The organism is Pseudomonas sp. NPDC096917 (assembly GCF_044762555.1).
In the GTDB taxonomy this organism is placed as follows: domain Bacteria; phylum Pseudomonadota; class Gammaproteobacteria; order Pseudomonadales; family Pseudomonadaceae; genus Aquipseudomonas.
This window is the reverse complement of record NZ_JBIWEO010000001.1, coordinates 40,352-52,636: the sequence shown is the minus strand read 5'-3', so window position 1 is coordinate 52,636 and position 12,285 is coordinate 40,352. Positions and strand designations below refer to the sequence as shown.

Annotated in this window: 12 protein-coding genes; 7 read left to right on the top strand and 5 right to left on the bottom strand. The window is 57.0% G+C overall.

Features of this window, described 5'->3' with window-relative positions; genetic code table 11:
* Window positions 1-71 precede the first annotated feature (71 nt).
* The 3 genes from rho to ACIQYF_RS00255 all read right to left on the bottom strand — a co-directional run bounded on the left by rho (window position 72) and on the right by ACIQYF_RS00255 (window position 2,723).
* Entirely contained in the window at window positions 72-1,331 is a 1,260-nt protein-coding gene (gene rho / locus ACIQYF_RS00265) for a transcription termination factor Rho (protein ID WP_003438291.1), read from the bottom strand.
* A 233-nt stretch (window positions 1,332-1,564) separates the two neighbouring features.
* Complete coding sequence (trxA, locus tag ACIQYF_RS00260; RefSeq protein ID WP_003206727.1) at window positions 1,565-1,894, bottom strand: thioredoxin TrxA; 330 nt, start codon at window positions 1,892-1,894, stop codon at window positions 1,565-1,567.
* 121 nt (window positions 1,895-2,015) lie between these two features.
* Window positions 2,016-2,723, bottom strand: a complete 708-nt coding sequence (locus tag ACIQYF_RS00255) for a FadR/GntR family transcriptional regulator (RefSeq protein ID WP_402855163.1) — start codon at window positions 2,721-2,723, stop codon at window positions 2,016-2,018.
* 257 nt (window positions 2,724-2,980) lie between these two features.
* On the opposite strand from ACIQYF_RS00255, the gene ACIQYF_RS00250 reads away from it, so the two are divergent.
* The 5 genes from ACIQYF_RS00250 (at window position 2,981) to ppx (ending at window position 7,576) form a co-directional block, all read left to right on the top strand.
* Window positions 2,981-3,766 (top strand): transporter substrate-binding domain-containing protein, encoded by a 786-nt coding sequence (locus tag ACIQYF_RS00250; protein WP_402855160.1) that lies wholly within the window; start codon window positions 2,981-2,983, stop codon window positions 3,764-3,766.
* Window positions 3,767-3,787: 21 nt separating this feature from the next.
* Complete coding sequence (locus ACIQYF_RS00245; protein WP_402855157.1) at window positions 3,788-4,453, top strand: amino acid ABC transporter permease; 666 nt, start codon at window positions 3,788-3,790, stop codon at window positions 4,451-4,453.
* Entirely contained in the window at window positions 4,450-5,100 is a 651-nt protein-coding gene (locus tag ACIQYF_RS00240) for an amino acid ABC transporter permease (protein WP_402856151.1), read from the top strand. The genes ACIQYF_RS00245 and ACIQYF_RS00240 overlap by 4 nt, the downstream gene beginning before the upstream one ends.
* Window positions 5,087-5,818: an amino acid ABC transporter ATP-binding protein gene (locus ACIQYF_RS00235; protein WP_402855155.1), complete on the top strand. Its 732-nt coding sequence runs from the start codon at window positions 5,087-5,089 to the stop codon at window positions 5,816-5,818. Before ACIQYF_RS00240 ends, ACIQYF_RS00235 begins: the two co-directional genes overlap by 14 nt.
* A 255-nt stretch (window positions 5,819-6,073) precedes the next feature.
* A complete protein-coding gene (gene ppx / locus ACIQYF_RS00230; protein ID WP_402855152.1) occupies window positions 6,074-7,576 on the top strand; it encodes an exopolyphosphatase in 1,503 nt (500 codons plus the stop codon).
* Between the two features lie 92 nt (window positions 7,577-7,668).
* On the opposite strand, the gene ppk1 is transcribed toward ppx, so the two are convergent.
* On the bottom strand, window positions 7,669-9,906 hold the full coding sequence (ppk1, locus tag ACIQYF_RS00225) for a polyphosphate kinase 1 (RefSeq protein ID WP_402855149.1): 2,238 nt from the start codon (window positions 9,904-9,906) through the stop codon (window positions 7,669-7,671).
* 453 nt (window positions 9,907-10,359) lie between these two features.
* Here ppk1 and ACIQYF_RS00220 point away from each other — a divergent pair, with 453 nt between their 5' ends.
* Both ACIQYF_RS00220 and elbB read left to right on the top strand, forming a co-directional pair.
* On the top strand, window positions 10,360-10,980 hold the full coding sequence (locus tag ACIQYF_RS00220; RefSeq protein ID WP_402855146.1) for a DedA family protein: 621 nt from the start codon (window positions 10,360-10,362) through the stop codon (window positions 10,978-10,980).
* A gap of 131 nt (window positions 10,981-11,111) precedes the next feature.
* Window positions 11,112-11,777, top strand: a complete 666-nt coding sequence (gene elbB, locus ACIQYF_RS00215) for an isoprenoid biosynthesis glyoxalase ElbB (RefSeq protein WP_402855143.1) — start codon at window positions 11,112-11,114, stop codon at window positions 11,775-11,777.
* Here elbB and ACIQYF_RS00210 read toward each other — a convergent pair whose 3' ends face one another.
* Window positions 11,778-12,230: a YaiI/YqxD family protein gene (locus ACIQYF_RS00210; RefSeq protein ID WP_402855140.1), complete on the bottom strand. Its 453-nt coding sequence runs from the start codon at window positions 12,228-12,230 to the stop codon at window positions 11,778-11,780.
* Window positions 12,231-12,285: the final 55 nt, after the last annotated feature.

The window sequence follows — 12,285 nt, the reverse complement described above, 5'->3', positions numbered from 1 at the left end:
CAAGACCTAATCAAGAAAGGTCAGACAGCAAAAAGCCGGGTTTCCCCGGCTCTTGCTTAGCTTCCGGCGATTTACTTACGCTTCATCGACAGGAAGAACTCATCGTTGGTCTTGGTCTGTTTCAGCTTGTCGATCAAGAACTCAATGGCTGCGACTTCGTCCATCGGGTGCAACAGCTTGCGCAGAATCCACATGCGTTGCAACTCGTCATCAGCGGTCAGCAACTCTTCACGGCGGGTGCCGGAGCGGTTGATGTTGATCGCAGGGAAGACGCGTTTTTCAGCGATTTTGCGGTCCAGAGGCAATTCCATGTTACCGGTGCCTTTGAACTCTTCGTAGATCACTTCGTCCATCTTCGAACCGGTTTCAACCAGTGCGGTAGCGATAATGGTCAGCGAGCCGCCTTCTTCGATGTTTCGCGCAGCACCGAAGAAACGCTTGGGTTTCTCAAGGGCGTGAGCATCAACACCACCGGTCAGTACCTTGCCGGAGCTTGGAATTACGGTGTTGTAGGCACGGGCCAGACGGGTGATGGAGTCGAGCAGGATGACCACGTCTTTTTTGTGTTCAACCAGGCGCTTGGCCTTCTCGATCACCATTTCAGCAACCTGCACGTGGCGAGTTGGTGGCTCGTCAAACGTGGAAGCAACCACTTCGCCGCGCACGGTGCGCTGCATTTCGGTTACTTCTTCCGGGCGCTCGTCGATCAGCAGAACGATCAAGTGCACTTCCGGGTTGTTACGCGAAATGTTCGACGCGATGTTCTGCAACATGATGGTCTTGCCCGCTTTTGGCGGAGCAACGATCAGACCGCGCTGACCTTTACCGATCGGGGCGCAGAGGTCGATAACACGACCGGTCAAATCTTCGGTGGAACCGTTACCGATTTCCATCTTCATGCGTACGGTCGGGAACAGCGGGGTCAAGTTCTCAAAGAGAATCTTGTTTTTCGCGTTCTCTGGACGATCGTAGTTGATCGTGTCGACTTTCAGCAGTGCGAAGTAACGCTCGCCTTCTTTTGGCGGGCGGATTTTGCCGACGATGGTGTCGCCAGTACGCAAGTTGAAACGTCGAATCTGGCTAGGCGAGACGTAGATATCGTCCGGGCCGGCCAAGTAAGAGGCATCAGCAGAGCGAAGGAAGCCGAAGCCGTCCTGGAGGATCTCCAGCACGCCATCACCGGAGATTTCCTCGCCGCTTTTCGCGTGCTTTTTCAGCAGGGAGAAAATCACGTCCTGCTTGCGCGAACGGGCCATATTTTCTATGCCCATCTGTTCGGCCAATTCGAGCAGTTCGGTAATCGGCTTTTGCTTGAGTTCAGTCAGGTTCATATAGGAATGACGTAATCATTTATGGAGGGGGAAATTAAGCTTTTGGCTTAATGAGGCCGCGCCGCAGAGAAGGCGACAGGATCGCGTACTAATTCGATAAGGAGTGCGTCGGCGACGGCTTGCAGGGGGCAGTGGAGAAACCAGTGCGGGGCCGAATGTAACACTTGAGTTTCATAGCGTCTAGTCCTTGAGCCATGAAAAAGCCCCGCACTTTGCGGGGCTTTTATCAACGCTTAGATATTAGCGTCGAGGAATGCAGCCAGTTGCGACTTCGACAGCGCACCAACCTTGGTGGCTTCAACGTTGCCGTTCTTGAACAGCATCAACGTTGGAATACCACGTACGCCGTGCTTGGCAGGGGTTTCCTGGTTCTCATCGATGTTCAGCTTGGCAACAGTCAGCTTGCCTTTGTAAGTCTCGGCGATCTCATCCAGAACTGGCGCGATCATCTTGCAAGGGCCACACCATTCAGCCCAGTAGTCGACCAATACAGCGCCTTCAGCCTTGAGAACATCGGCCTCAAAGCTAGCGTCGCTAACGTGTTTAATAAGATCGCTGCTCATGGAAGTCTCCGTGGTTGTAAGCAAAAACGTAGCACATCATAGCCGTCATCTCAGCGTTCAGGAAGCTGACACATCATTGACTCTTACTATGACGGTGCATGAGCCGGGGTATCGTGCCCTCTTATGACGCTCCGGGTGTCACAAAAGCGATCCCGGTCCGCGAAGCCGCATGCCTAATATGCTCACACATGGCTTTGTGCGCAGCCCCGCTGGCGTGACGGGCTAATGCTCGAAGGATCTTTTGGTGTTCTTGCCAGGTTTCCATCGCTCGTTCGGGCCGAATAAAGGGCAACTTCTGACTTTCCAGAAATATATCAGCGCGCGTGATCAGAATATTCGCCATGGCCTGATTACCGCTGGCCCGCAAAATGATCTGATGAAACTCAAAGTCCAGATGGGCCGCCTGCACAAAATCCTCGGCCTTTAACTCGTTGCGCATGGCATCGACATTGTCTTGCAGCACATCCAGTTCATCGCGGGTCAGCCTCACTGCCGCCAAACCCGCCGCAAACCCCTCTAACGCATAGCGCAGTTGAAAGATGTCTTGTGGGCAGGCTTGTGCAGCAAAGGGCCAGTCTGAAGCCGTAGCGATTACCCCCGGCTCATCCACCGACTGCACGTACACACCTTTACCCGGCTGCACACTGACTTCGCCCAGCGCACTCAATGACGACAACGCCTCACGCAACGAGGCTCGGCTAACGCCGAGCTGCACGGCCAGGTCACGTTGCGACGGCAGTGCGTCGCCCGGCGCAAATCCGCGCTCATCGATCAGTTTACGAATGGCTAACAGCGCCACTTCGGGTACAGCTCGCGCGCTTGAATTCATCACAAATCGGCTTGATCGGCTGAAGAAAGGCGTAGTTGTAAAGCTATTGCCAGCGCTCGGCAAGTCACGCCCCATAGGGGTTCAAGCCCTGAACCCAATGCCCGATTCAGGTGCAGAAACCCCACGAACTGTTCAGACCAGTCAGACCGCCAAGAGCCTTTTGAACTCAGCCTCTCAAGCCCGTCAACGGCTGTTGGCATGGCCTGTGCTCTGTCCGGAAGCAGACATCACCGTCCGCTTGTTTTCGGAGAGTTGCCATGACCCAACGCTATAGCGCCCTGATATACGCCTTGTTTGCCAGCCTGATGCTGAGCCAGGCACCGGCCCACGCCAATGACCTTGATGAGGTCATGGCACGCGGCACGCTAAAGGTTGCGGTCCCGCAGGACTTCCCGCCTTTCGGCTCGGTGGGCCCCGACATGAAGCCGCGCGGCCTGGACATCGACACCGCAAAGCTGCTGGCCGACCAGCTCAAGGTCAAGCTTGAGCTCACGCCCGTCAACAGCACCAACCGCGTCCCTTACCTGACCACCGGCAAAGTCGACGTGGTGATTTCCAGCCTCGGCAAAAACCCTGATCGCGAGAAAGTCATAGACTTCTCCCACGCCTATGCGCCCTTCTACCTCGGTGTGTTTGGCCCACCAGACGCAGAAATCAAGACGCTGGATGACCTCAAAGGTAAAACCATCAGCGTGACCCGCGGCGCCATCGAAGACATTGAGCTGACTAACGTGGCCCCTGCTGGCGTGACGATTAAGCGCTTCGAAGATAACAACTCAACCATAGCGGCTTATCTGGCGGGCCAAGTAGACCTGATCGCCAGCGGCAACGTGGTGATGGTGACCATCAGTGAGCGCAACCCCAAACGCATCCCGACCATGAAGCTAAAACTCAAGGACTCGCCGGTTTACGTGGGCGTAAACAAGGGCCAACCCGAACTCCTGGACAAAGTGAACCAGATTCTGGCCGCCGCCAAAGCTGACGGCAGCCTGGAAAAGAACGCGCTGCTATGGCTTAAAGAGCCGCTGCCAGCTGACCTTTGATCACGCACAACGGGGTCAACCATGGCTTATCAGTTCGACTTTTTACCGGTGCTGCAAAACAGTGATCTATTGTTACGCGGCGCCCTGTTCACCCTTGAACTGACCGCCATTGGCACGCTGCTTGGCGTGAGTCTGGGGATTGTTGGCGCCGTGGTCCGAGCCTGGAACATCCGCCCTTTCGCCGCACTGTTTGGGCTGTATGTCGAGTTGATTCGCAACACGCCGTTTCTGGTGCAGTTGTTCTTTATCTTCTTCGGCCTGCCCGGCCTGGGCCTGCATATCAGTGAATGGCAGGCCTCGGTGCTGGCGATGGTGATTAACCTGGGGGCTTACTCCACCGAAATCATTCGCGCCGGTATTCAAGCCATCCCCAAAGGCCAACTGGAAGCGGCAGCAGCCCTGGCCATGACTCGTTTTGAGGCGTTTCGCCATGTGGTCTTGCAGCCAGCGTTGGCCAAGGTGTGGCCGGCGCTGAGCAGCCAAATCATCATCGTGATGCTGGGTTCGGCGGTGTGTTCACAAATTGCCACCGAAGAATTGAGCTTCTTCGCCAATTTCATTCAGTCGCGCAACTTCCGAGCATTTGAAACCTACGCCCTGACTACCCTGATTTATCTGTGCATGGCCCTGCTGATTCGCCAGCTATTGAACGCGTTCGGCCGCCGTTACCTGAACAGGAGTCGCTGATGGACTTTACCTTCTGGGACATCGTGCGCAATTTGCTGACGGGGTTGCAGTGGACCGCTGCGCTGTCAGTCGTCGCGTTTATCGGCGGCGGCCTGATCGGCTTGCTGGTATTGCTGATGCGCATTTCTAAAAGCCGCTTCGCCCGGATCCTGGCGCGCGGCTATATAGAGCTGTTTCAGGGCACGCCCCTGTTGATGCAACTGTTTTTGATCTTCTTCGGCGTGGCATTGCTGGGCATCGACATTTCTCCGTGGATGGCCGCAGCCCTGGCACTGACGCTGTTTACCAGCGCTTATCTGGCCGAGATCTGGCGCGGCTGCGTCGAGTCGATTGCCAATGGCCAGTGGGAAGCCTCGGCCAGCCTGGCGATGAGCCCGCTGGAGCAAATGCGCTATGTGATTTTTCCGCAGGCTTTTCGGGTGGCCATCGCGCCCACCGTAGGGTTTTCGGTGCAAGTGATTAAAGGCACCGCCGTCACATCGATCATCGGCTTCACCGAGCTGACCAAGACCGGCAGCATGCTGGCCAACGCGACCTTTGAGCCTTTTATGGTCTACGGCCTGGTGGCGCTCGGTTACTTCCTCTTGTGCTACCCCTTGTCGCTCAGTGCGCGCTATCTGGAAAGGAGACTGCATGCCTCTGCTTAGAGTTACCGCCCTGCATAAATACTACGGCGACCATCACGTGCTTAAAGGTATCGACCTGAGCGTCGAACAAGGCCAGGTGGTCGCGATCATCGGTCGCAGCGGCTCGGGCAAAAGCACCCTGCTCAGAACCTTGAACGGCCTTGAGTCCATCAATGACGGGGTGATTGAAGTCGATGACGAATACCTGGACGCCGCCCGCGCCGACTTGCGCAGCCTGCGCCAGAAGGTCGGCATGGTGTTTCAGCAGTTCAATTTGTTCCCGCACTTGAGTGTCGGTGAAAACGTCATGCTGGCCCCGCAAGTGGTGCAAAAAGTGCCCAAGGCCAAAGCCGCACAGTTGGCGCGCGAGATGCTAGAGCGCGTGGGGCTGGGCGATAAGTTCGACGCATTCCCCGAGCGTCTGTCCGGCGGGCAACAACAGCGAGTGGCGATTGCCAGAGCGCTGGCCATGTCACCCAAGGTGCTGCTGTGTGACGAGATCACCTCGGCGCTCGACCCCGAACTGGTAAACGAAGTGCTCAATGTGGTGCGCCAGTTGGCCCGCGAAGGGATGACGCTGATCATGGTCACCCACGAAATGCGTTTCGCCCGCGAAGTCGGTGACAAGCTGGTGTTTATGCACCAGGGCAAAGTGCATGAGGTGGGTGACCCGAAAGTCCTGTTCGCCAACCCGAAAACCCCTGAGCTGGCGAATTTTATCGGTACGGTTGAGGTTTAGACCCTACGGGAGAGAGCTTGCTCGCGATCTGTTTAACGAGCTACAGATCGCGAGCACGTTCGCGCCTGCAATTAAAAGGCGGGGCTTATACAGGGTTTTGGTGACGGAAATTAGATTGCTAAAACAATACGGGTCGGCAGGAACACGCTAATGTGATTTCTGACGTGCTCCACATCAATGCAACTGACATCACGCGTTGGCGCGGGCGTTTGATCGTGGCACGATGGCGTAGTTATCGACCGAGACCCCTCTACCATGCCCCAATCCAAAAGCAAGAATCCATCCCTGATCGCCGCAATAGATCTGGGTTCTAACAGCTTTCACATGGTGGTGGCCAAAGCCCAGAACGGCGAAATACGCATTCTTGAACGTCTTGGCGATAAAGTGCAGCTCGCTGCCGGTATCGACGAAGACCGCAAACTCAACGAAGAATCCATGCAGCGTGGGCTTGATTGCCTGAAGCGTTTTGCACAGTTGATCAAGGGTATGCCATTGGGTGCCGTGCGCATCGTTGGCACTAACGCCCTGCGTGAAGCCCGTAACCGCAACGAATTTATTGTGCGCGCGGAAGAGATTCTGGGTCACACCGTGGAAGTCATTTCGGGACGTGAAGAAGCACGCCTCATTTATCTAGGCGTGTCGCACACCCTCGCCGACACCCCGGGCAAGCGCCTGGTAGCCGACATCGGCGGTGGCAGTACTGAATTCATCATCGGCCAACGCTTTGAACCGCTGCTGCGCGAAAGCCTGCAAATGGGCTGCGTGAGCTTTACCCAGCGCTATTTCCGCGACGGCAAGATCACCCCGGCGCGCTATGCACAGGCTTACACGGCTGCGCGGCTTGAGATCATGAGCATTGAGCACGCGCTGCACCGTTTGACCTGGGATGAAGCCATCGGCTCCTCGGGCACCATTCGGGCGATTGGCCTGGCCCTGAAAGCAGGCGGACATGGCACCGGCGAAGTCAACGCCGAAGGTCTGGCGTGGCTCAAGCGCAAGCTGTTTAAACTGGGCGAAGCCGACAAGATCGACTTCGAAGGCATCAAGCCTGACCGTCGCGCGATCTTCCCGGCGGGCCTGGCCATTCTTGAGGCGATTTTTGACGCCCTGGAATTGAAACGCATGGACCACTGTGACGGAGCTCTGCGCGAAGGCGTGCTCTACGACCTGCTGGGCCGCCATCATCACGAAGACGTTCGCGAACGCACCCTCAGCTCGCTGATGGAGCGCTACCACGTTGATCTTGAGCAAGCGGCACGGGTTGAACGCAAAGCCCTGCGCGCCTTTGATCAAGTGGCCAAGTCGTGGAAACTCGACGACGGCGTCTGGCGTGAACTGCTGGGCTGGGCAGCCAAGGTGCATGAAGTGGGGCTGGATATTGCCCACTATCACTACCACAAACACGGCGCCTACCTGATTGAGCACTCCGACCTTGCCGGTTTCTCACGCGAAGACCAGGAAATGCTCGCGCTGCTGGTGCGCGGTCATCGCCGTAATATCCCTAAAGACAAATTCGCCGAATTTGGTGCTGATGGCATCAAGCTGATTCGCTTGTGCGTGCTGTTGCGCTTTTCGATTTTGTTCTACCACATCCGTGGCAATCAGGAAGCGTCGCAGGTCAAACTGCGCGCCGAGGGCGACCACTTGGACGTGATCTTCGCCGATGGCTGGCTGGAGCAAAACCCATTGACCCAAGCCGACTTCGAGCAAGAAGCACAATGGCTGGAACGGGTCGGGATTGTGCTGACTATTTCCTAAGACTTGGCGCTACCCGTGGGAGCTGCCGCAGGCTGCGATCTTTAAGATCAAAAGATTGCAGACTTAGGCAACTCCCACGCGGTGTTCCCGAGTTACACCGACGGCCCGGTACTCACGGTCAGTACAGGCAGGCTCAGGCGGTCCAGCAAAGTTGCCTGGACGCTGCGCGGGTTCTGGTTGCCGGTCGGCGTGTTGCGCACGTAACGGCCGTCTGGTTGCAGGCTCCAGCTGTGCGTGTTGTCGGTCAGGTAGCACTCCAGCTCCTTCTTGACCCGCAGAATCAACTTTTTGCCTTCTACCGGGAAGCACGTCTCGACGCGTTTATCGAGGTTGCGCTCCATCCAGTCAGCACTCGACAGGAACATCTGTTCTTCGCCGCCATTGAGGAAGTAGAACACGCGCGTGTGTTCCAGGAAGCGGCCAATGATCGAGCGCACGTGGATATTGTGCGAGACGCCTGGAATGCCAGGACGCAGGCAGCACATGCCACGCACCACCAAATCAATGCGCACGCCCGACTGGCTGGCCTTGTACAGTGCGCGGATGATTTTCGGGTCAGTCAGCGAGTTGAACTTGGCAATGATGTGCGCAGGCTTGCCCTCTAACGCGAACTGGGTTTCGCGCTGGATCATGTCGAGCATGCCTTTTTTCAGGGTGAACGGCGCATGCAGAAGCTTTTTCATGCGCAGGGTTTTACCCATGCCAATCAACTGACTGAACAACTTGCCCACGTCTTCGCACAATGCATCATCAGACGTCAGCAAGCTGTAGTCGGTGTACAGGCGCGCGTTGCCCGCGTGATAGTTGCCTGTACCCAAGTGCGCATAACGCACGATTTCGCCCGCCTCACGGCGCAGAATCAGCATCATCTTGGCGTGGGTCTTGAAACCCACCACGCCGTAGATCACCACTGCACCGGCCGCTTGCAGGCGGCTGGCCAGTTGCAGGTTGGATTCTTCGTCAAAGCGCGCACGCAGTTCGATAACCGCCGTCACTTCTTTGCCGTTACGCGCAGCATCCACCAAAGCGTCGACGATTTCTGAGTTGGCGCCGCTGCGGTACAGCGTCTGGCGCACGGCCAGTACATGCGGGTCTTTGGCCGCCTGACGCAGCAAATCGACCACCGGAGTGAACGACTCAAACGGGTGCAGCAGCAAAATGTCTTGTTTGCTGACCACGCTGAAAATGTTCTCGCTGTTCTGCAACAGCTTTGGAATCGCCGGGGTAAATGGCGTGTATTGCAGTTCCGGATGGCTGTCCAGACCTGTAATGCTGAACAGACGAGTGAGGTTCACCGGACCGTTGACCTGGTACAACTCGGTCTCGTGCAGGCTGAACTGCTTGAGCAGGTAGTCGGACAGGTGTTTCGGGCAGGTGTCTGCCACTTCCAGACGTACTGCATCACCATAGCGACGCGAGAACAACTCGCCACGCAGGGCGCGGGCCAAGTCTTCTACGTCTTCAGTGTCGACCGCCAAGTCAGCGTTTCGCGTCAGGCGGAACTGGTAGCACCCCTTAACCTTCATGCCCTGGAACAGGTCATCGGCGTGGGCGTGGATCATCGACGACAGGAACACGTAGTTGTCGCCCGTGCCGCCCACGTCTTCAGGCACCTTGATAACACGCGGCAACAGACGCGGAGCCGGAATGATTGCCAGGCCAGAGTCACGGCCAAAGGCGTCGATGCCTTCAAGCTCAACGATGAAGTTCAGGCTCTTGTTGACCAGCAACGGGAACGGGTGCGTCGGATCGAGACCGATCGGGGTGATGATCGGCGCAATTTCGTCGCGGAAGAACTTGCGCACCCACACTTTGATCTTGGTGTTCCAGTGACGGCGACGGATAAAGCGCACCTGATGCTTTTCAAGCTCGGGCAGCAGAATGTCGTTGAGGATCGCGTATTGGCGGTCAACGTGGCCGTGTACCAGCTCACTGATCCGGGCCAGCGCTTGGTGCGGCTGCAGGCCATCGGCGCCAGCTTGCTCACGGGCGAAGGTGATTTGTTTTTTCAGGCCGGCAACGCGAATTTCGAAAAACTCGTCCAGGTTGCTGGAAAAAATCAGCAGGAACTTCAACCGCTCCAGTAACGGATAGGACTCATCCAGTGCCTGCTCCAGCACCCGGATGTTGAATTGCAGTTGCGACAGCTCGCGATGGATGTACAAGCTGCTGTCATCCAGACCAGGAACGGCAATCGTCGGGTGCGCAGGCGCAGGCGCCTCAGTCACAGCAGGTGCGTGAGCTTCCGGTACGGGCGGCGTTTCTAACGCCTCTTCCAAAACCGGTTCAGCCTCAGTAGCAACAAGTTCTGTCTGTCCTTCGGTATTCATTGAATGTTCCTGTAAGAGCGGGTTTGACTCTCGTGACCGTTAAGCGGCGCGTGCAATCAAGCTGCCAGAATGCCACCAACGCCTGCGGGTTTAAACCGCTCAGAGACGCTTTATGCGGGCTGGAGCCTGGTTAGAGGCTGATTTGTTGAATTTGTTCTGCGACGCCGAACTTCTAGCCGCTGGCGCAGGCTGCGATAAGGCCCGCAGGGCCTTCGCATTAAAAAACAGGACTGCTGCGCTAGCCATCGCACCCTGCGCCAGCGGCTAAACATTTTTATCTGCGTCGCGCGCGGCCTTTATAGCAACCTGCCATGAACACTAGATGACAACACCGCTGATGTAAGTCAAATACTTACCATTTGTAGGATTTGTTAACGACAAGACACAGTTCGATACTTTCCCGAACGTCCCTTAAGGCGTAGGCTGCGCGTTCATTTCGCCAGCATCCAGACAATGCTCCAACAATTTCTTCAAGAATTTGGCTACTTCGCCCTGTTTCTAGGGACGTTCTTTGAAGGCGAGACCATTTTGGTTCTCGCAGGCTTCTTGGCGTTCCGCGGATACATGGACCTCAAACTGGTCATGATCGTGGCATTCCTCGGCAGCTATGCCGGCGATCAGCTGTGGTACTTCCTGGGGCGCAAGCACGGCCGCAAACTGTTGGCGCGCAAACCGCGCTGGCAACTCATGGGCGACAAGGCGCTGGAGCATATTCGCAGGCACCCGGACATCTGGGTCTTGAGTTTCCGCTTCGTCTACGGCTTGCGCACGGTTATGCCTGTTGCCATTGGCCTCTCGGGCTACCCGCCGGGCCGCTACTTGCTGCTCAACGGCATTGGTGCCGCCATCTGGGCCATCGCCCTGGCCACCGCCGCGTATCATTTTGGCGCCGTGCTTGAAGGACTGCTGGGCAGCGTCAAGAAGTACGAGTTGTGGGTCTTGGGCGGCTTGCTGGTCCTTGGGTTGAGTCTGTGGGCGCGTCGGCGCTTCAAAAATGCCCGCCTGATCAAACAGGCCGCGATTGAAGCGCAAAAAAACCAGGCCGGCGAGGCTAGCAAGCCACCTGTTGAGTAACCCGGTTTTTGCGCCCGCACAGACCCTCCCTGTAAGGCGTTGCGCTCGCAGCGCCTGCGCAGCCGGGAACCTCCCTATGGCATCCAGTGCCAAATAAGGCGACATTAACGCCATAAATAAGGAGACCCACCATGACCACCAAACACGTTGCCGTTATTCTTTCCGGCTGTGGCGTCTATGACGGCACTGAAATCCACGAAAGCGTGATCACCCTGCTGCGCCTCGACCAACGCGGCGCCAAGGTGCAATGCTTCGCGCCCGACATTGCGCAGCTGCACGTCATCAACCACCTGACCGGCGAAGAAATGCCCGAGTCGCGCAATGTACTGGTTGAGTCGGCGCGTATCGCCCGGGGTGAGGTCAAGGACATCCGCGATGCCAAGGTCGAAGACTTTGACGCACTGATCGTGCCCGGCGGGTTTGGGGCGGCAAAAAACTTGTCCAGTTTTGCCTCTGAAGGCACCGCCTGTAACGTTCAGGCAGATGTGCTGGCGTTGGCCGAAGCCTTCGCCGAAGCGGGCAAGCCGATTGGCCTGATGTGCATTTCACCGGCCATCGCCGCCAAGATCTACGGCCCCGGCGTCACCTGCACCATCGGCAACGATCCCGACACCGCAGCCGCCGTTGAAAAAATGGGCGCGACCCACAAAGAGTGCGAAGTGTCCGAGATTGTTGAAGACAAGGCGCGCAAATTGGTCAGCACCCCGGCGTACATGCTGGCTCAGTCCATTAGCGAAGCCGCATCGGGCATCAATAAAATGGTCGACCGCGTCCTGGAGCTGACCCAAAAAGCCTAATCAGCCGCGCGCCAGCCGGGTCAGAATCCGGTCCAGCGAATTGGCGAACGCCTGCTTATCGCGTTCGCCATACGCGCCCTGCCCGCCTCCCATCTGACCTTGCTCGCGCAGATCAGTGAACAGGTTGCGCACCGCCAGCCGATCCCCCATGTTTTGCGGGTCAAACTCTTTACCACGCGGGTCCAGCGCGGCCACCCCTTTCTTGACCAGCCGATCAGCCAGCGGCACATCGCTGCAAATTACCAACTCACCGGGCACTGCGTGTTCGACGAGGTAGTCATCGGCCGCATCCGGGCCGCTGGGCACCACAATCAGTTTGACCAATGCATACGTGGGCTTGATCTGACTCTGCCCCGCCACCAGCACCACCTCAAACTGACGCTTGAGCGCAAACTTGATGACTTGATCCTTCGCAGCCTTGGGGCAAGCGTCTGCGTCGATCCAGACACGCATGGGAATAACTCCAGAAAATAGTGATCCAAACCCTGTAGCCGCTGGCGCAGCGGCT